The organism is Nonomuraea glycinis, from assembly GCF_035920485.1.
GTDB lineage: Bacteria > Actinomycetota > Actinomycetes > Streptosporangiales > Streptosporangiaceae > Nonomuraea > Nonomuraea glycinis.
The window spans coordinates 1305138-1323383 of sequence record NZ_CP109166.1; the positions used below are offsets into that span (position 1 = coordinate 1305138).

Annotated in this window: 17 protein-coding genes; 10 read left to right on the forward strand and 7 right to left on the reverse strand. The window is 70.7% G+C overall.

Annotated features, from left to right (window positions below; genetic code table 11):
• Window positions 1-77: 77 nt before the first annotated feature.
• Window positions 78-494 (reverse strand): DUF4307 domain-containing protein, encoded by a 417-nt coding sequence (locus tag OHA68_RS05995; protein WP_189141910.1) that lies wholly within the window; start codon window positions 492-494, stop codon window positions 78-80.
• A gap of 135 nt (window positions 495-629) precedes the next feature.
• Between OHA68_RS05995 and mca the strand changes: the two genes are divergently transcribed.
• The 3 genes from mca to OHA68_RS06010 are packed head-to-tail and all read left to right on the forward strand — an operon-like array spanning window position 630 to window position 2016.
• Window positions 630-1514, forward strand: coding sequence for a mycothiol conjugate amidase Mca (gene mca / locus OHA68_RS06000; RefSeq protein ID WP_189141911.1), 885 nt, complete (start codon window positions 630-632; stop codon window positions 1512-1514).
• Window positions 1515-1556: 42 nt separating this feature from the next.
• Window positions 1557-1733 carry a hypothetical protein gene (locus tag OHA68_RS06005; RefSeq protein WP_225277749.1) on the forward strand — a complete coding sequence of 59 codons (177 nt, stop codon included), beginning with the start codon at window positions 1557-1559 and terminating at the stop codon, window positions 1731-1733.
• Window positions 1720-2016 carry a GNAT family N-acetyltransferase gene (locus OHA68_RS06010; protein WP_189141913.1) on the forward strand — a complete coding sequence of 99 codons (297 nt, stop codon included), beginning with the start codon at window positions 1720-1722 and terminating at the stop codon, window positions 2014-2016. The genes OHA68_RS06005 and OHA68_RS06010 overlap by 14 nt, the downstream gene beginning before the upstream one ends.
• Window positions 2017-2172: 156 nt before the next feature.
• Here OHA68_RS06010 and OHA68_RS06015 read toward each other — a convergent pair whose 3' ends face one another.
• Window positions 2173-3324, reverse strand: coding sequence for a hypothetical protein (locus tag OHA68_RS06015; RefSeq protein WP_327106699.1), 1152 nt, complete (start codon window positions 3322-3324; stop codon window positions 2173-2175).
• 97 nt (window positions 3325-3421) lie between these two features.
• On the opposite strand from OHA68_RS06015, the gene OHA68_RS06020 reads away from it, so the two are divergent.
• On the forward strand, window positions 3422-5383 hold the full coding sequence (locus OHA68_RS06020; RefSeq protein ID WP_327106700.1) for a thioredoxin domain-containing protein: 1962 nt from the start codon (window positions 3422-3424) through the stop codon (window positions 5381-5383).
• A 35-nt stretch (window positions 5384-5418) separates the two neighbouring features.
• Here the strand turns inward: OHA68_RS06020 and OHA68_RS06025 are convergent, their stop codons facing one another.
• Both OHA68_RS06025 and OHA68_RS06030 read right to left on the reverse strand, forming a co-directional pair.
• The gene (locus tag OHA68_RS06025) at window positions 5419-7524 is read right to left on the reverse strand and encodes a transglycosylase domain-containing protein (RefSeq protein WP_327106701.1); all 2106 of its coding nucleotides are present in this window, start codon (window positions 7522-7524) and stop codon (window positions 5419-5421) included.
• Between the two features lie 96 nt (window positions 7525-7620).
• A complete protein-coding gene (locus OHA68_RS06030; protein ID WP_327106702.1) occupies window positions 7621-8106 on the reverse strand; it encodes an Lrp/AsnC family transcriptional regulator in 486 nt (161 codons plus the stop codon).
• A gap of 103 nt (window positions 8107-8209) precedes the next feature.
• On the opposite strand from OHA68_RS06030, the gene hppD reads away from it, so the two are divergent.
• Window positions 8210-9319: a 4-hydroxyphenylpyruvate dioxygenase gene (hppD, locus tag OHA68_RS06035; protein ID WP_327106703.1), complete on the forward strand. Its 1110-nt coding sequence runs from the start codon at window positions 8210-8212 to the stop codon at window positions 9317-9319.
• Window positions 9320-9392: 73 nt separating this feature from the next.
• Window positions 9393-10802 (forward strand): M1 family metallopeptidase, encoded by a 1410-nt coding sequence (locus OHA68_RS06040; protein WP_327106704.1) that lies wholly within the window; start codon window positions 9393-9395, stop codon window positions 10800-10802.
• Between the two features lie 18 nt (window positions 10803-10820).
• On the opposite strand, the gene OHA68_RS06045 is transcribed toward OHA68_RS06040, so the two are convergent.
• Together OHA68_RS06045 and OHA68_RS06050 are read right to left on the reverse strand one after the other, a co-directional pair.
• Entirely contained in the window at window positions 10821-12068 is a 1248-nt protein-coding gene (locus OHA68_RS06045) for an ROK family protein (RefSeq protein WP_327106705.1), read from the reverse strand.
• The gene (locus tag OHA68_RS06050) at window positions 12065-13246 is read right to left on the reverse strand and encodes an FIST signal transduction protein (protein ID WP_189142019.1); all 1182 of its coding nucleotides are present in this window, start codon (window positions 13244-13246) and stop codon (window positions 12065-12067) included. The genes OHA68_RS06045 and OHA68_RS06050 overlap by 4 nt, the downstream gene beginning before the upstream one ends.
• A 95-nt stretch (window positions 13247-13341) precedes the next feature.
• Here OHA68_RS06050 and OHA68_RS06055 point away from each other — a divergent pair, with 95 nt between their 5' ends.
• Both OHA68_RS06055 and OHA68_RS06060 read left to right on the forward strand, forming a co-directional pair.
• Window positions 13342-14808 (forward strand): sigma 54-interacting transcriptional regulator, encoded by a 1467-nt coding sequence (locus OHA68_RS06055; protein ID WP_407674425.1) that lies wholly within the window; start codon window positions 13342-13344, stop codon window positions 14806-14808.
• Window positions 14809-14942: 134 nt separating this feature from the next.
• Window positions 14943-16907 (forward strand): vWA domain-containing protein, encoded by a 1965-nt coding sequence (locus OHA68_RS06060; RefSeq protein WP_327109467.1) that lies wholly within the window; start codon window positions 14943-14945, stop codon window positions 16905-16907.
• 137 nt (window positions 16908-17044) lie between these two features.
• Here OHA68_RS06060 and OHA68_RS06065 read toward each other — a convergent pair whose 3' ends face one another.
• A complete protein-coding gene (locus tag OHA68_RS06065; protein WP_327106707.1) occupies window positions 17045-17467 on the reverse strand; it encodes a DUF6292 family protein in 423 nt (140 codons plus the stop codon).
• Window positions 17468-17607: 140 nt separating this feature from the next.
• Between OHA68_RS06065 and OHA68_RS06070 the strand changes: the two genes are divergently transcribed.
• Complete coding sequence (locus OHA68_RS06070; RefSeq protein ID WP_327106708.1) at window positions 17608-17730, forward strand: hypothetical protein; 123 nt, start codon at window positions 17608-17610, stop codon at window positions 17728-17730.
• 10 nt (window positions 17731-17740) lie between these two features.
• Window positions 17741-18172 (forward strand): hypothetical protein, encoded by a 432-nt coding sequence (locus OHA68_RS06075; RefSeq protein ID WP_189141923.1) that lies wholly within the window; start codon window positions 17741-17743, stop codon window positions 18170-18172.
• Window positions 18173-18246 lie beyond the last annotated feature (74 nt).

The window sequence follows — 18246 nt, forward strand, 5'->3', positions numbered from 1 at the left end:
AGATCACTGAAGGTTACGTGCGGTGAATCGCGAAAGACTAACAAGCCGGCCGCCCGAACGCTTCCCCAAATGTCTCACTATACGAGATTGCAGTACTGCACATGCACGGAAGTGGCCTGGACACTGGTGTCCAGGCGTTCCTTGAGCTGCTTACTACCCTCACCAGCGGGAATTCTTACTTCCCTGCTGCCGACTTCTGCGTGGTCCACGTCCGTGGCCCGGATCCGGCAGACCGCGGCCCTGTCGGAGGGCTTGCTGACGGTGAAGGTGATCTCGGCTTGGGCCCTGTCGACGTCGAACGACACCACCTGCGCCACCGCGCCGGTGTTGCTGCCCGTCATCGACCACATCACATAACCCCATCCGCCTGCGATGATGGCCACGAGCACGCCGATCACGACGTGCACGACGAGCCGCCCGCCGCGTTCTGGACGGTCCGGGAAGTCGTCGGGTGTGCCGAGAACGGGACCGTTCTCGACATCTCTGGTGGCCATGGCGGAATCTCCCTGCACTCCCTGAGCGTTATCCGAGACAATTGTCGCCTGCGGGGGCCACGCCCTCGCGACCGCCCAGCAGAAACTAACCTCTCTGGGCGACTGATCGGTCCCTACTGAGGAGACATCGAGCCCGTGAGTGCACCGCTGAGGCTGATGGCCGTCCACGCCCACCCCGACGACGAGTCGAGCAAGGGCGCTGCGACGATGGCGCGTTATGTCCGCGAAGGCGTGGACGTGCTGGTCTGTACGCTCACTGGCGGTGAGCGTGGTTCCGTACTGAACCCTAAGATGGATCGCCCCGAGATTGTGGCGAACATCGCGGAGGTGCGCAGAGCCGAGATGGCCAGGGCCCGCGAGATCCTCGGTGTCGAGCAGCGTTTCATGGGCTTCATCGACTCGGGGTTGCCGGAGAGCGAGGAGGAGGAGCTGCCCGAGGGCTGCTTCGCCCTGCAGAAGCTCGAGGACGCCTCGGCTCCGCTGGTCGCCGCGGTGCGCGAGTTCAGGCCGCATGTGATCATCACCTATGACGACGACGGCGGATACCCGCACCCCGACCACATCATGACCAACAAGGTCTCGGTGGAGGCGTTCGAGGCGGCGGGCGACCCCGACCGCTATCCCGGCACCGGTGACCCGTGGCAGCCGCTGAAGCTCTACTACCACATGGGCTTCAGCAAGGACCGGTTCGAGGCGCTGCACGAGGCGATGACCGCGCGCGGTCTCGGCTCGCCGTACGCCGACTGGATCTCCCGGTGGGAGGACCGGCCCACCAAGTGGCACGTGACCACCCAGGTGCGCTGCGCCGACTACTTCCAGATCCGCGACGAGGCGCTGCTCGCGCACGCCACCCAGGTGGACCCCGACGGCTGGTTCTTCCAGTGCCCGCGTGAGGTGCAGGAGGAGATCTGGCCGACCGAGGACTATCACCTGGCGCGCTCGCTGGTCGACACCGAGCTGCCGGAGGACGACCTGTTCACCGGGATCCACGCCGAGGAGACCACGCCGGCCTGCCACTGAGCCGCCGGACGGAGCATGACCCCCAGGTGGCAGACTGGTGGTGTGAACGTCCTAGCAGCAGGTGATATCAGCCCGGGGATCCTCGGTTTCACCGTCGTCGCCCTCATCGGCCTGGCCCTGTACGTTCTGGTCAAGTCCATGAACAAGCAGATCTCCAAGATCGAAGTGCCGCACGAGGCCGACCTCGACCAGAAATCCGAGCTCAATGCCGACAATTGAGGTGGTCGACGCCCCGGCGCGGAGCCGGTTCGAGCTTCTCGTGGACGGCCAGGTCGCCGGGTTCGCCGACTATCGCCTGCTGCCCACCAAGATCGTGATCACGCACACCGAGGTCCAGCCCGAGCACTCGGGCAAGGGGCTGGCGGGCCGGCTGGTCAAGCACGCCCTGGAGGAGAGCCGCGACGCCGGCCTGCGGGTCGTGCCGCTCTGCCCTTACGTGGCCTCCTACATCGAGCGCCACCCGGAATACAGCGACCTCGTCGACGCCCCGGCCGGCGGGTGACCAGGCCCTCCAGAGTCCGAGGCGGCTGAGGCAGGAGCGGCGGGTGGCCAGACGCTCCAGCGGCTGAGGCAGGCGCGGTGGGTGGCCGGACGCTCCAGCGGCTGAGGCAGGCGCGGTGGGTGGCCGGACGCTCCAGCGGCTGAGGCAGGCGAGGTCTCAGTCGGCGGGTGACCAGGCGCGCTCCAGCGCCTGGGGCAGGCCCCACCAGCCCAGCGGCGTGAGCACGCCGTCCGCGTCGACGATGCCGAGGTGCCCCCACAGGCGCACCACCGGGCCGAACAGCACCTCGGTCGCGTCGAGGTCGTCGGGGCTCTCGTCGTAGGCGTCGATGTCCTCGGACTCGGAGATCATCCGGGCGATCCGCTCGGGTGAGGCGAGGACTCCCGGCCCCAGCCTGGCCAGGGCGGCGACCACCGCCAGCCAGTCGGCGTACTGAATGGCGAACAGGTTGGCCAGCACCGTGTCCTCGTCGCTGAGCTCGCGGTCGAGGTCCACGAACTCCTCCAGCAGATCCGCCTCCTCCGGCAGGTCGGAGAGCGGCCCGGCGATCCCCGCCGCGACCGCCAGCCAGAGCTCCGTGTCGTCCTCGGGCAGCGGCCGGTCCTCGAACCCCGCGCAGGCCCGCAGCACGTTGGCCGGATAGCCGGGCCGGCCGAGCAGCTCCCGCAGCCGCGTCCCGGCCCGCACGAGGTCGGCCCCGGGCAGCTCCGGCAGCTTGTCCAGCTCGCCCAGGACGCGGTGCAGCTCCGACAGCGCCAGCGCCTCCTCCTCGTCCACCGCCGCGTACAGCTCCTCGTCCTGCTCGTCGCTGACCACGAAGCCGGGCACCCGCCCGTCGGGCAGCGGCGTGCCGAGCCAGCGCTCCTGCAGCTCCTCGTAGGCGCGGCGGGCCCGGTGGTCGCCGCTCGCCAGCGCGTCCGGGTCGATCTCCCCCGCCCGCATCCGCTCCTCCAGATGGGCGACGAGCAGGTCGAACATCTCCTCGGCCACCGGCCCGCGCTCGTTCTCCTCCGCCCACACGAAGTAGCTCGGCGTCATCAGGATCGGCTCGCTCCCCGTCGACTCGACCCAGCGCTGCACGTCGCCGACGGTGGCGACGCCCGACTCGATGGAGCCGAGCGTCGCCCTGGCCGACTCCCAGAACGGCGGCGACAGGGGGTTGCCGGCGGCCATGAGCTCCCGCCGCAGGTCGGGCAGCGCCACGAGCGCCACCCCGGAGGGCACGCCGAGCAGCGCGCGGGCGACGTCCCTGCGGGTGAGGGCGGCCGCGGGACGGCCGGCGTGCGCACTGACGAAGTCGAGGTCCACGATCCGTAAACTACGCCCCCGCTCCCCTCCGCACACAGCGGCCCGGAGAACGCCAGGTCACCCCGACCCTCACCTCCCCACCGACTAAAGTGAGGTGATGAACCGGTTGCAGGACGCGACGAGCCCCTACCTGCTGCAGCACGCGGCCAATCCCGTCGACTGGCACCCGTGGGGCGAGGAGGCGTTCGCCGAGGCCCGCCGCCGCGACGTGCCCCTGCTGATCAGCGTCGGCTACTCGGCGTGTCACTGGTGCCACGTGATGGCGCACGAGAGCTTCGAGGACCCGGCCACCGCGCAGTTGATGAACGACAACTTCGTCAACATCAAGGTGGACCGCGAGGAACGCCCCGACGTGGACGCCGTCTACATGAGCGCCACCCAGGCCATGACCCAGCAGGGCGGCTGGCCGATGACCGTGTTCGCCACCCCCGAGGGACACCCGTTCTACTGCGGCACCTACTTCCCGCGCCCGCAGTTCCAGCGGCTGCTGCAGGGCCTGTCCGGCGCGTGGGCCAACGACCGGGCGACCGTGCTGGAGCAGGGCGCGAAGGTGGTGGAGGTGCTCAGCTCCGGCACCTCCCTGCCCAGCGGGCCGCTGCCCACCGAGGAGACGCTGGAGACGGCCCTGCGCAACCTGCGCGAGTCGTTCGACCCGGTGCGCGGCGGGTTCGGCGGCGCGCCGAAGTTCCCGCCGTCGATGGTGCTGGAGTTCCTGCTGCGCTCCGGTGAGCGCGAGATGAGCGGCACGACGCTCGAGGCGATGGCGCGCGGCGGCATCTACGACCAGCTCGGCGGCGGCTTCGCCCGCTACAGCGTGGACGCCGGCTGGGTGGTGCCGCACTTCGAGAAGATGCTGTACGACAACGCGCTGCTGCTGCGGGTCTACACCCACTGGTGGCGCGCCGGCGGCGGCCCGCTGGCCCGCCGGGTGGCCCTGGAGACCGCCGACTGGCTGCTGCGCGAGCTGCGCACGGCCGAGGGCGGCTTCGCCTCCGCGCTGGACGCCGACAGCGAGGGCGAGGAGGGCCGCTTCTACGTCTGGACGCCCGAGCGGCTGCGCGAGGTGCTCGGCGACGACGACGGGACGTGGGCGGCCGAGGTCTTCGACGTGACCGGCACGTTCGAGCACGGCACGTCCGTCCTGCAGCTCCACCAGGACCCCGCCGACCCCGCCCGGCTGGCGAGCGTGCGCGAGCGCCTGCTCGCCGCCCGGGAGCATCGGGTACGACCGGGACGCGACGACAAGGTGGTGGCCGGCTGGACCGGGCTCGCCATCGCGGCCCTGGCCGAGACCGGCATGGCGCTGGACCGGCCCGACCTCGTGCGGGCCGCCGAGGCCGCCGCGACCCTGCTGGAGCGGGTGCACGTGGTGGACGGCAGGCTGCTGCGCACCTCGCGCGACGGCCGGGCGGGCACGAACGCGGGAGTGCTGGAGGACTACGCCAACCTCGCCGAAGGGCTGATCGCCCTCTACGGGGCGACCGGGGAGACCCGGTGGTTCCGGCTGGCGGGCACCCTGCTGGACACCCTGCTCGACCGGTTCGCCGACGGGACGGGCGGCTTCTACGACACCGCGGACGACGCCGAGCGGCTGTTCCAGCGGCCGCAGGACCCCACGGACAACGCCACCCCCTCGGGGCAGTACGCCGCGGCGGGGGCCCTGCTGTCGTACGCGGCCCTGACCGGCTCCAGCCGGCACCGGGAGGCGGCGCACGCGGCCCTCGGCACCGTCTCGGTGCTGGCGGCCAAGCACGCCCGCTTCGCCGGCTGGGGGCTCGCGGTGGCGCGAGCGGCACTCGACGGGCCGGTCGAGGTGGCGGTCGTCGGCCCGCCCGGCGATCCCCGTACCGAGATCCTGCATCGGGAGGCCTACCTCGCCGACGTGCCCGGCCTGGTGGTCGCGCTGGGCGGCGGGGAGACCGCGAACGGCGGGGCGCCGCTGCTGGACGGGCGGCCACTGATCGCCGGCGCGCCGGCGGCCTACGTGTGCCGCGGCTTCACCTGCCGCCTGCCCGTCACCACCCCCGAAGACCTACGGGCCCAGCTGGCCGACCACTAGATCCACGCGCCTGCCACCAGACCGGCCTGGGGAGGTCAGCCGAGTGGGGCCGGGTCGGCCTCGCTGTCGTCGGGGCGGGCGGACGGCTGGAGGTCCGGCGGGGCCGGCTGGTCGGTGTCCTGCTCCGGGGGTCCCTGCTCCTCCTCGGGGCCCTGGTCGACGGGCGGGTCGTCGATGAAGGGCGGCTCGGTGGCCTCGGGCTCGCCGCCGTCGTCCCACGGCTCCGGCTGCCGGGTGGGGGTGGTGCTGGGGCGCTCGTCGTAGTCGCGCTCCGGCGCGGAGTAGTCCGAGGTGTAGCCGAGACCGGACGGCTCGGGGAAGTCCTCGACCGGCTCGCCGCGCATGGCCTCGGTCATGAACGCCCGCCAGATCTGCGCGGGCAGCTGACCGCCGAACTGCACGCCGTAACCGGGGACGGTGACCGGCTTGTTGTCCGAGCGGAACATGTCCACCGCGACCGCGAGCTGCGGGGTGAAGCCGTTGAACCAGACCGACTTGGAATCGTCCGTGGTGCCCGTCTTGCCCGCCACGGGACGGTCGTAGAGCCGCGCCGCCGTGCCGGTGCCGTACTGCACGACCTGACGCATCGCGTAGGTGGCGTCCGCCGCCGCCTGCTTGCTGACGGCCTGCGTGGCGGCCGGCTCGATCGTGTCCTTCCCGCCGTCGGCGCGGGTGACGTGCTTGACCACGTGCGCCTCCATGTGGACGCCGCCGTTGGCGAGGGTGGAGAAGCCGGAGGCGTTCTGCACCGCGCTCACGGAGGCCACGCCGAGCGGGAAGGTGGCGGCCGCGACGTGCGGGTCGAGCTGCTTGGCCGGGATGCCCATGGCCGTGGCGGTGGCGGCGACCTTGTCGGTGCCCACCTTCTGGGCGAGGTCCACGAAGGCGGTGTTGACGGAGTTCTGGGTGGCGCTCACCAGGTTGATCAGCCCGTAGGAGCGGCCGCTGTCGTTGGGGATGGGGGTGTCGGGGGCGGAGGCCACCCGCATCGGGGAGTTGCCGTTGACCCTGGTGGACAGGTCGAAGCCGTTGTCCAGCGCGGCGGCCAGCGTGTACGGCTTGAAGGTGGAGCCGGCCATCACCTTGGCGGAGAAGGCGTTGTCGTACTCGGTCTGGTGGGGGCTGCCGCCGTAGAAGGCGACGACCTCGCCGTTGGCCGGGTCGACGGCGGCCAGGCCGGTGCGCACCTTCTTGGGCGTGGCTTCCGGCAGCGTCTCCTTGACGGCGCGCTCGGCCGCCTCCATGAGCTTCTTGTCGAAGGTGGTGACGATCCTGAGGCCGCCGCCGTTGATGTCCTCGTCGGTGTAGCCGCGCCGGTTCAGCTCCGCGGTCACCTGCTCCAGCATGTATTGTCCCTGCCCCTTGAGCTGGAACGGCTTCTTCGGCGCCGTCAGCTTGGGGAACCTCTGCTCGGCGGCCTCCCCTGGGGTGAGCGCGCCGGTCTCGACCATGGCCTGGACGATCGAGCGCCAGCGGACCTCGGCCGCGGCGAGGTCGGCGCCCTTGGGGTCGGCGAAGCGGCTGGGCTGCTGGATGACCGCGGCGAGGTAGGCGCCCTGGGCGACGCCGAGCTCGTCGACGTCCTTGCCGAAGTAGGCGTGCGCCGCCGCCTGGACGCCGTTGGCGCCGCGGCCGTAGTAGATCGTGTTGAGATATTGCTCCAGCACCCAGTCCTTGGACTTCGACTGGTCGACCTTGATCGAGATCATGATCTCTTTGAACTTGCGGGTGATGGAACGTTCCTGGCTCAGGCCGCTGTAATAGTTGCGCACCAACTGCTGGGTGATGGTGGAGCCGCCCTGGAGCTGCTGGCCGGTGAGCGTCGACCACAGGGCGCGCGTGGTGCCCTTGGCCGAGACGCCGCTGTCGTCGTAGAACGAGCGGTTCTCCGCCGCGATCACCGCGTCGCGCACGTGCTCGGGCACCTTGGCCAACTCCACGGTGCGGCGGTCGACTCCCTGCCGGGCGATGACGGTCTTGCCGTCGCGGTAATAGATGACCGAGCCCTGTGCCGTGGCGTCCTTCTGGGTGCTGTCCGGGATGGGGGTCATCGCCCACGCGATGCCGAACAGCGCGGCCAGCACGAGAAACCCCGAGCCACCGACAATCAGTGAGATACGGAGCCACCGTCGCTTCCGCATGCCGTCACCCCCTCGATCACGTCCGCCGATCCCCCCGTCACCTGCGCGAAGGTCAAGGGTAAACGATCGATAACGGTGCATCGGCCCTCACCGATGCTACGGCTCACGCGCCGCCCGACGAGGGACGTCGGCGACCAACGGCAGGACGCGGTACGGAACCGGGGTGTCCAGCGCGATGATCGACGACGTTCTGAGCACGCCCTGGACGTCCACGATCCCGTCGATGACCCGCTGCAGATCGGCGTTGGTCCGGGCCACCACCCGGCACAGCAGGTCGCTGCCGCCGGTGATGGTGTGCACCTCCAGCACCTCGGGGATGAGCGCCAGCCGGTCGGCGACCGGGTCGTGCCCGGCGATCTGGCGGATCTCCATCATGACGAAGGCGGTGACGTCGTAGCCGAGCGCCTCGGTCGAGATGTCCGGCCCGAACCCGGTGATGACGCCCCTGGCGGCCAGTCGGTCCAGCCGAGCCTGAACGGTGCCGCGGGCGACGCCGAGCCGGCGCGAGCACTCCAGCACACCCAGCCTCGGCTCGGCGGACAGCAGCGCGATCAACCGGGCGTCCAGCTCATCGATCGTCATGGTGTACGGCTTCCTCGGCGGATCGGGACTCACACTGGACATATTGTCCACTCATTCGAGCAACTCTTGCACAACACGCCCATATATATCGAGCATGGGCCGTATGAGCGATGTCTTTCCGGTCAATGGAATGGATGCCGTGGTGTTCGCCGTCGGCAACGCCAAGCAGGCAGCCCACTACTACTCGACGGCGTTCGGCATGAAGCTGGTGGCCTACCGCGGGCCGGAGAACGGCAGCCGCGACGAGGTGGCCTACGTGCTCACCTCGGGCAGCGCCAGGTTCGAGCTCCGCTCCTCGATCAGGCCCGGCACCGACCTGGCCAGGCACGTGGCCGAGCACGGCGACGGGGTGACCGACCTGGCGCTGGAGGTCCCGGACGTGGAGGCGGCCTACCAGCACGCCGTGGCCCACGGCGCCCGCGGGCTGGCTGAGCCGTACACGATGGAGGACGAGCACGGCAAGGTCGTGCTCGCGGCGATCGCCACCTACGGCGAGACCCGCCACACCCTGGTGGACCGGGCCAACTACGGCGGCGTGTACCTGCCCGGCTACCTGCCCGCCACGCCGCTCGTCGCCCCGCCCGCCACCAGGACCGGGCGGCTGTTCCAGGCCGTCGACCACTGCGTGGGCAACGTCGAGCTGGGCAAGATGGACGAATGGGTGGACTTCTACCGCACGGTCATGGGCTTCACGAACATGGCGGAGTTCGTCGGCGACGACATCGCCACGGAGTATTCCGCGCTGATGTCCAAGGTCGTGGCGGACGGCTCGCGCAAGGTCAAGTTCCCGCTGAACGAGCCGGCCGTCAGCCGCAAGAAGTCGCAGATCGACGAATATCTGGAGTTCTACGGCGGGCCCGGCGTGCAGCACATCGCGCTGGCCACCAACGACATCCTGGCCACGGTCGACCACATGCGCGCGGCCGGGATGGAGTTCCTCGACACGCCCGACTCCTACTACGACGACCCCGAGCTGCGCGGCCGCATCGGCGAGGTGCGGGCGCCGATCGAGGAGCTGAAGAAGCGCAAGATCCTGGTAGACAGGGACGAGGACGGCTACCTGCTGCAGATCTTCACCAAGCCGGTGCAGGACCGGCCGACGGTCTTCTTCGAGCTCATCGAGCGGCACGGCTCGCTCGGCTTCGGCAAGGGCAACTTCAAGGCGCTGTTCGAGGCCATCGAGCGCGAACAGGAGCGCAGAGGCAACCTCTGACGCGAGGGCGTCTCCAACGATGCCTGACTCAGCGTAAGCTTGCGGTCACGCATCGAAGGGGGACGCGGCACAAATGAGGTCCACTAACCGGCAAGTCGCCGTTCTGCTGGCCATCCTGATGGGCACGCTCGCCTGCGGGTCGTCCGAGGGGGTGGCCCGCCCGGTCGAGCGGCTCTCCGGCCAGGCCGGCGCACCGGGCATCGGCGACTCGGACTTTCCCCTCGACGGCAACGGCGGCTACGACGTCTCCCACTACGCGCTCAAGCTCGGTTACACGCCGTCGAGCCGGCGGCTCGACGGCGTGGCGACCATCCAGGCCACGGCCAAGCAGGGGCTGAGCCAGTTCAACCTGGATCTCAAGGGCTTCAAGGTGGGCGAGGTCTCCGTCGACGGGGCGGCCGCCACGTTCTCCCGCACCGGCCACGAGCTGACCGTCACCCCCGCCGCGCCGCTGCGGCAGGGATCGGCCTTCAACGTCAAGGTGGCCTACGCGGGCGTCCCCCAGCCGGTCGTGGACTCCTCCAACCTCGGCAGATACGGATTCATCCCGACCCCCGACGGCGCGTTCGTGGCCTGCGAGCCCAACGGCGCCAGGACCTGGTTCCCGGGCAACGACCACCCCGCCGACAAGGCCACCTTCGACTTCGAGATCACCGTGCCGAAGGGCGTGACCGCGCTGGCCAACGGCGAGCTCACCGGCAAGCCGCAGACCTCGGGCGACCTGACCACCTTCAAGTGGCGCGAGGCGCACCCGATGGCCACCTATCTGGCGACGGCCACGGTCGGCAGGTTCCAGCTCCGCGAGGGCAAGACCCCCGGCGGCATCCGCGCCCTGGCGGCGGTCGACCCCAAGTTCACCCGCTCGCTGGACAAGCTCTACAAGCTCTCCGCCGAGATCACCGACTATTGGGGCACCGTGTTCGGCCGCTACCCGTTCTCCTCGACGGGCGGCGTGATCGACGACTTCACGGCCGGCTACGCGCTGGAAAACCAGACCAAGCCCCTCTACGGCGGCTTCGACCCCGGCGAGGACATCATCGCCCACGAGCTGGCGCACCAGTGGTTCGGCAACAGCCTGAGCATCGAGCGCTGGCGGGACCTGTGGCTCAACGAGGGCTTCGCCACCTACGCCGAGTGGCTCTGGGCCGAGCACAACGGCACCGGCACCGCCGACGCCTCCTTCCGGGCCTTCTACGAGCGCCCGGCGAAGGACCCCATCTGGACCTACCCGCCCGGCCGCGCCAAGCCCAGCGACCTGTTCAACGAGTCCGTCTACAACCGTGGCGCCATGACGCTGCACGCGCTGCGCGGGGCCATCGGCGACGAGACGTTCTTCAAACTGCTCAAGACCTGGACGAGCGAGCACCAGTACGGCAACGTCACGACGGAGCAGTTCGTCACCCTGGCCGAGCGCCTGTCCGGCAAGCAGCTCGACACCCTCTTCGACACCTGGCTCTTCCAGCCCGGGCGTCCCGCCATCTGACACCGGGGGCGCTGCGTCTCAGTAGCTCTCCCCCGCCAGGATCAGGGCGGCCGCGCCGACCAGGCCGGCCTCCTGGCCCAGGGCGGCGGGCACCACCCGGACCCGGCGGGCGAAGTCCATCCGGGCGTGCTCGCGCAGCGCCTCCTCCAGCGGCCCGAACAGCGGCTCGCCCGCCTGCGACAGGCCGCCGCCGATGGTCACCAGGTCCAGGTCGCACAGGTGGGTGGCGGACGCGATCGCGATGCCCAGCGCCCGGCCGGCCCGCCGCATCGCGGCCACAGCCACCTCGACACCCGCCCGGGCGTCCGCCGCCAGCGCACGCCCGGTAACCGCCCGATCCTCCCTGTACGGCTCAACACCCACCGCCCCGACGGCCACCACCCCGGCGGCCCCCACTCCGGCGGCCCCCACTCCGGCGGCTCCCAGATTGGCGATCCCCGGCCCGGCCACACACGGATCACCGATCCCCGGCCCAGCCACCGCGCGCCCATCCCCCCTCAGCCCCGCGGCCTCCCGGCCGGCGCTCCCCCGGCCTGCGGCCTCCCGGCCGGTGCTCCCCCGGCCTGCGGCCTCCCGGCCGGTGCTCCCTCGGCCTGGGGTTTCCCGGCCGGTGCTCCTTCGGCCTGGGGTTTCCCGGTCTGGGGTTTCCGTCAGGGGGCGGTTCAGGGTGGCGGTGCTGCTGGGGGTCCAGCCCTGGGACAGGGCCCACTCAGTCAGGGCGGGGCCTCTGGCGACCGCCTCCAGGCAGCCGTGGCCGCCGCACCCGCACCGAGGCCCGCCCTCGGGCTCCACCACGACGTGCCCGATGTGCCCGGCGTTGCCGGTGCCGCCGTTGATCAGGCGCCCGCCGAGGATCAGGCCGCCGCCCACCCCGGTCGAGACCACCATGCCGAGCATGTCGGCGCTGCCACGGCCCGCGCCCTGCCAGTGCTCGGCCACGGCCACACAGACGGCGTCGTTGTGTATCCGTACCGGAAGGCCGGGGAAGCGGGCCGCCAGCCTGGCGCGCAGCGGGAAGCCGCGCCAGGCGGGGATGTTGAGCGGTGACACCTCGCCGTCCGGCCAGGTCATCGGGCCGCCGCAGCCGACCCCCACCCCGGCCACCCCGCCGGAGAGCGGGTCGATCAGGTCGGTGAGCGTCTTCCACAGGGTCTGCGCGTCCGCGTGCTGCGGGGTGGCGACGCGGGTGATCCGCCGGGGCACGCCGTCGGGGCCGACGAGGGCGGCGGCCATCTTGGTGCCGCCGACGTCGATCGCGAGGATCACGTGCCGCCCGCCGACCCGGAGGAGGAGAAGACGAGCACGGAGGCGGTGAACCCGTGCACGTGGTTGTGGCCGGCGACCGGGCCGACCTCGCCGGCGGCGAAGAAGCCCGCCATGCCGATGGGGCCGAGCGTGTCGCGCAGCGCGACGGGATCGTGGTCGGCGGTGCCGAACATCGCCGAGCCGCGGCCGTTGCAGGAGAACAGCAGCGCGCCGTCGACCCTGCCGAGCTCCTCACGGTGCGCGTCGAGCAGGTCGTAGAGGTCCTCGTCGGCGGTGGCGGCGTCGCGCACCTGGAAGCGCACGGTCCGGCCGATCTCCACGATGTCGCCGATGGCCACGGCCTCGCGTTCGGGGTCGATGCCGATCACGCCTCTGATCAGGAAGTCGCCGCGTTCGTGGCGTTCGGCGTACTCGTCCATGGCCACGCCGATCTGCAGTCCGGCCGCCACCAGCTCGCGGTCGTCCTCGTCGAGATCGCTGACGATGTCCTCAAGGCGGGAGAGCGCGGGCTGCCCAGCCAGCTCCAGCAGCAGGTTCTCCTCGCTGCGGGTGACGACCATGCTGGGGCCGATCGGACGGCAGCCCTGGCTGACCACGGTGCTGACCCGGACGGCCCCGCTGATCAGCACGCCGATCGCGCCTTCGGTGTAGACCTCGCCGTCGGCGAACAGCCGGACCGACCCGCGGCCCTGGAGCCCGTTGGCCAGGCCGCCGATCAGCGGCAGGTCGCCGAGCACCTCCACGGACCGTTCGACGAAGGCGTCCGTCGGGAAGGAGTAGGGGTCGGCGAGGATGATCGCCACATGGTCGTCGGTGCCGCGCTCCGGCAGCCCGACCACCACGAACTTGTCCTCGGCGGTCAGCGTCTCCAGCGCGAACGTGGTGATCTCGGCCCCGTCGAGAGTGGCCGCCCAGGCGCTCACGGCGGGCGTCAACTCGACGCCCTGTCCGTCGCCGATCACCCCGGTGGCGCTGCAGCCGATCACCTGCGCCTCCGGCGCCAGCCGCATCGCGCGCTCGCCCGCCCTGGCCACATCGTCGGGATCCTCACCGCAGATGAAGAAGCAGACCAGGTCGGCTTGGCCGTTGAGTCTCGCCAGGGCTTGACCGACGGCCTTCTCCGCGGCCGTCACCAGATCGGAATCCACGGCGAGGCCGTCGGCGAAGCGGGTCGTCATCAGTGCCACGCCTCTCGCCTCCCTCAGCAGGTCCAAGTCCCCTAGGCCCGATTCTCCCCCGTAAAAGGACAAGCACGCACACGAACCGTCACCTAATGGTCGAGATCCGAAATCTCCGCCAGCTGCGAAACTCTCCCCGCAGCATCCCGGAGGGACGTAGTCTCGATCCCGTGCATCAGCCTCGTATTCTTCGCGAGTTGCGAGAGAGCGGCCACGTTCATCGCACCGTCAAAGCCGAGGTCCGCGAAAACCTGCTGGCCAAACTCCGAGCGGGCGAGCCCCGTTTCCCAGGCATCGTGGGCTTCGACGACTCCGTCCTGCCCCATCTCGAACGAGCCCTCATCGCCGGGCATGACCTGGTCCTGCTCGGTGAGCGCGGCCAAGGTAAGACCCGGCTCATCCGCACGGTCACCGGCCTTCTCGACGAATGGACTCCCGTCGTCGAGGGATGTGAGATCAACGACCATCCCTACGCCCCTGTCTGCGGCCGCTGCCGCGCGCTGGCGGACGAGCTGGGCGACGAGCTCCCCGTGGCGTGGAAACACCGCGACGAGCGCTACGGCGAGAAGCTCGCCACCCCCGACACCTCGGTGGGCGACCTGATCGGCGACATCGACCCGATCAAGATCGCTGAGGGGCGGCGGCTCGGTGACCCCGAGACCGTGCACTACGGCCTGGTCCCGCGCACCAACCGGGGCGTCTTCTCCGTCAACGAGCTGCCCGACCTGGCCGAGCGCATCCAGGTCTCGCTGCTCAACGTGCTGGAGGAGCGCGACATCCAGGTGCGCGGCTACAACCTGCGGCTGCCGCTCGACATCCTGCTCATCGCCAGCGCCAACCCCGAGGACTACACCAACAGGGGCCGGATCATCACCCCGCTGAAGGACCGCTTCGGCGCCGAGGTCCGCACCCACTACCCGCTCACGATCGAGGACGAGCTCACGCTCATCCGGCAGGAGACCGTGCCGGACATCGGGGCCGACATCCCCGAGCACCTCATCGAGGCGATCGCCAGGTTCACCCGGCTGGTCCGCGAGTCCACGGCCGTCGACGCCCGCTCCGGCGTGTCGGCGCGCTTCTCCATCGCGGCCGCCGAGAGCGCCTCGGCCTCGGCCGTGCGCAGGGCCGCCATCGCCGGCGAGGAGCAGGCGGTGACCCGGGTGTGCGACCTGGCCCCGGTCGTGCACAGCCTGCGCGGCAAGGTCGAGTTCGAGGTCAGCGAGGAGGGCAGGGAGACCGAGATCCTGGCCCACCTGCTGCGCCGGGCCACGGCCGAGACGTTCAGGAGCCGACTGGGCGGCATGGACCTGTCCCCGCTCACCGACAAGTTCGCCGAGGGCAACCAGGTGGAGTCGGGCGAGCTGATCGGCGCGGGTGAGCTGCTGCACCGGATCGGCCCGGTCAACGGCCTCGCCAAGATCATGACCGCGCTGGGCATGGGCGCGGGCGAGGAGTCCCCGGGGCACGCGGCGGCGGCCCTGGAGTTCGCCCTGGAGGGCCTCTACCTCATGCGCCGGCTGTCGAAGGATGACCTGGACGGAGTCGCCGTCTACCGGACCTGACAGTATCGGGCGGTCCCGCGCGGCGAAGGGCTTCGTCGGCGGGGCCGCCTCGGTGCTGTTTCACCACAGGCGGAGCCACCCGTACGGGCTCAGCGTCCGCATAGTGGTGCATCTGGGGTTAGCGTGGGTTCGTGATGGCCTACCGCTATGGCGAGTTCCACGATGGCCCGGACCCCCTCGCCCCGCCGTACGACGTGCGTGCGGCTCTCGACGAGATGGGCGACGCCATCCTGTCCGGTTCCACGCCCGTGCACGCCCTGCGCGACCTGCTCAAGCGCGGCCTGCCGGGCGCGCAGGACCGCCGAGGTCTCGACGACATGCTCAGAGAGGTACGCCGACGCCGCCGCGAGCTGCGGGAGAGCGGCCGGCTCGACGGCACCCTGGAGCGGGCACGGGCGCTGCTGGACAAGGCGATCGGGCAGGAGCGGGCCGAGCTGTTCCCGGACCCGTCCGACGACGCCCGGCTGCGTGAGGCCGAGCTCGACACGCTGCCTGACGACACCGCCGGCGCCATCCAGGCGCTGACGCCCTACGAATGGCGCTCGGCCGCGGCCAGGCAGACCTTCGAGGAGCTGCGTGACCTGCTGCGGCGGGAGGTGCTCGACAGCCAGTTCAAGGGGCTGCGCGACGCGCTGGCCCACCCTGACCCGGAGGCGATGGAGCGGGTCCGCCAGATGATGTCGGACTTGAACGACATGCTGGACAGGGACGCCCGAGGCGAGCACCAGCAAGCCGACTTCGACGCTTTTACGGCGAAATATGGCGACATGTTTCCGGAGAAGCCGCGGAACCTCGAGGAGCTCGTCGACACCCTCGCCCGCCGCGCCGCCGCCACCCAGCGCATGCTCGCCTCGATGACCCCGCGCCAGCGCGAGGAGCTCGGCAACCTGATCAACGAGACCCTCGACCAGTCCGGGCTCGCCGACCAGATGCGCCGCCTCGGCGAGGCCCTCGCCGCCCGCCGCCCCGACCTCGCCTGGGACGCGGACGAGCGGATGACCGGCGAGCAGCCGCTCGGCATGGGCGACGCCGTCACCGCCCTGGAGGAGCTGGCCGACCTCTCCCAGTTGGAGACCGCGCTGCGCCAGGACTACCCGGGGGCCAGGCTGGACGACATCGACGAGGCCGCCGTCCGCCGCGCCCTCGGCCGCTCGGTCGTCGACGACCTGGAGGGGCTCAAGCGGATCGAGCGGGAGCTGGAGGAGCAGGGCTATCTGCTGCGCCGCCGCGGCAAGCTGGAGCTCACCCCCAAGGCCGTGCGGCGGCTCGGCGAGACCGCGCTGCGCCGGGTGTTCACCTCGCTGGACGCCGGACGGCGCGGCGACCACGACCAGCACGACGCGGGCTCGGCCGGCGAGCTCACCGGCTCCTCACGCCCCTGGCGGTTCGGCGACGAGCAGCCGATCGACGTGGTCCGCACCCTGGTCAACGGCGTGCGCGGCGGTGGCCTGCGCACCGAGGCGGGCGCCGGCACGTCCGTACGCCTGTCCGTGGACGACTTCGAGGTGGCCGAGACCGAGCGGCGCAGCGCCGCGGCCATCTGCCTGCTGGTGGACCTGTCCTACTCGATGGCCCTGCGGGGCACCTGGGCCGCGGCCAAGCAGACGGCGCTGGCCTTGCAGGCGCTGGTGGCCGCCAAGTTCCCGCAGGACGCCGTACAGATCATCGGCTTCTCCAACTACGCGCGGGTCCTGCAGCCGGACGAGCTCGCCGGCCTCGACTGGGACATGGTGCAGGGCACCAACCTGCACCACGCGCTGCTGATCGCGGGACGGCACCTGGACCGCCACCCCGACTTCGAGCCGGTGGTGCTCGTCGTCACCGACGGCGAGCCCACCGCGCACCTGATGCGCAACGGCCGCTCCGCCTTCGAATGGCCGCCGTCGTCGGAGACGCTGGAGCTGACGCTGGCGGAAGTGGACAAGATGACCCGCCGCCGCGCCACGCTCAACGTCTTCATGCTGGCGGGCGACGACCGGCTCAAGGAGTTCGTCGACGAGGTCGCCCGGCGCAACGGCGGGCGCGTCTTCTCGCCCGACGCCGACCGGCTGGGCGAATATGTGGTGAGCGACTTCCTGCGCGTACGCCGGGCCCGCTGACCTGCGCACAGGCATCGATCACGGGCCCGATGACCGGCGCTCAAGGTCGATGCCAGGCACGCTGACCGGCGGTCAGGCGTCGATCACGGGCCCGATGACCGGCGGTCAAGGTCGATGCCGGGCCCGATGGCCGGCGATCAGGCGTCGATGAGGCGGCGGTAGAAGTCGAGCGCCACGTCGAAGCCGTCGTGGCAGCTGCGGTGGGAGCGATAACAGGGACGCCACGCGCTGCAGGCGCCGACGCCCGCGCGGGCGTCGGCCAGCGCCGCGGGCACCCGCTCCGGCCTGGGCAGCAGCCCGCCGCCCAGATAGCGGGACCCGGTCAGCTCGGTGCGCTCGCCGGAACCGCCGGAGACGAAGCGGCCCAGCCGCCATCCGCTCTCCTCGTCCCACACCAGCGCGGCCCCGTCCGCCAGGCGAACGGTCGCCTCACGCGGATCGCAGGGGCCCTCCCACCAGTCGGCGACCTCGGCTCCGAGCAGCTCGACGACTAGCCGCACGTAGCAGACCGGCTGCTGCAGCCACTCATCGGTATACGGCTCGACGTGCCTGATGGTCACGGACGGCACCCCCTTGTGCCCAGAAGGTTAGGAAAATCCAGCGGTGAGTAACGATACCTGGGCTGAACTCATGCCGAAGCCCAAGCGTCTAGTCATTACGGACGGTATTTCCGCCCGCCACGGGGAAGGAGGTGGTGTTTATGATCGCCATCATTCTGGTCGCACTGATGATCATCGCCATTGTCACCAGCGAGCTGATCATGCGCTGCTCCGCCGTAAGCGAAGAGAGTGTCGAGTCCCCGGCCGAGATCACCGGGGACTAGTCTCTCCCGCATGTCGTCCCTGTTTCTCTGGCTGCACATCGCCTTCGCGGTCTTCACCATCGGGCCGCTCACCGCCGCCACCATGGCCGCGCCGCGCGCTATCCGCGACACCAACCTGCCCGTGCTCCGCAACATCCAGCGCACCACCCGCATCTACAGCGTGGCGTCCCTGGGCGTCTTCGTGTTCGGGGTGGTGCTCGGCGTGGTGCTGGGCGGCGGCGTGCTCGGCAAGTGGTACATGACGGCGTCGATGACGCTGTTCATCGTCGGCATCGTGCTGCTCTTCATCATCGACCGCGACCTGCGCGGCGCCGTCCAGGCCCTCCAGAGCGAGGAGAAGGAGGACGACGCGAAGGTGCAGAACGGGCGGATCGCCGCCATCAGCGGGCTGCTCACCGTGATCTGGCTGGTGATCCTCTTCCTGATGGTGGTGCCCGGCTAGGCACCTGTGATCGTGCGCCAGGCGACGGTCACCCCTTCCCGACGGGTGCCGTCTTTCGGTAGGGAAATGTAACC

Excerpts from the sequence above, each read along its gene's own strand:
- OHA68_RS06060 (WP_327109467.1), top strand. The coding sequence starts at position 14,943 with ATGGCCTACCGCTATGGCGAGTTCCACGATGGCCCGGACCCCCTCGCC.
- OHA68_RS05995 (WP_189141910.1), bottom strand. The coding sequence starts at position 494 with ATGGCCACCAGAGATGTCGAGAACGGTCCCGTTCTCGGCACACCCGAC.
- OHA68_RS06070 (WP_327106708.1), top strand. The coding sequence starts at position 17,608 with ATGATCGCCATCATTCTGGTCGCACTGATGATCATCGCCATTGTCACC.
- OHA68_RS06025 (WP_327106701.1), bottom strand. The coding sequence starts at position 7,524 with ATGCGGAAGCGACGGTGGCTCCGTATCTCACTGATTGTCGGTGGCTCG.
- OHA68_RS06050 (WP_189142019.1), bottom strand. The coding sequence starts at position 13,246 with ATGACGACCCGCTTCGCCGACGGCCTCGCCGTGGATTCCGATCTGGTG.
- hppD (WP_327106703.1), top strand. The coding sequence starts at position 8,210 with ATGAGCGATGTCTTTCCGGTCAATGGAATGGATGCCGTGGTGTTCGCC.
- OHA68_RS06055 (WP_407674425.1), top strand. The coding sequence starts at position 13,342 with ATGGTCGAGATCCGAAATCTCCGCCAGCTGCGAAACTCTCCCCGCAGC.
- OHA68_RS06040 (WP_327106704.1), top strand. The coding sequence starts at position 9,393 with ATGAGGTCCACTAACCGGCAAGTCGCCGTTCTGCTGGCCATCCTGATG.
- OHA68_RS06075 (WP_189141923.1), top strand. The coding sequence starts at position 17,741 with ATGTCGTCCCTGTTTCTCTGGCTGCACATCGCCTTCGCGGTCTTCACC.
- OHA68_RS06020 (WP_327106700.1), top strand. The coding sequence starts at position 3,422 with ATGAACCGGTTGCAGGACGCGACGAGCCCCTACCTGCTGCAGCACGCG.
- OHA68_RS06010 (WP_189141913.1), top strand. The coding sequence starts at position 1,720 with ATGCCGACAATTGAGGTGGTCGACGCCCCGGCGCGGAGCCGGTTCGAG.
- OHA68_RS06030 (WP_327106702.1), bottom strand. The coding sequence starts at position 8,106 with ATGACGATCGATGAGCTGGACGCCCGGTTGATCGCGCTGCTGTCCGCC.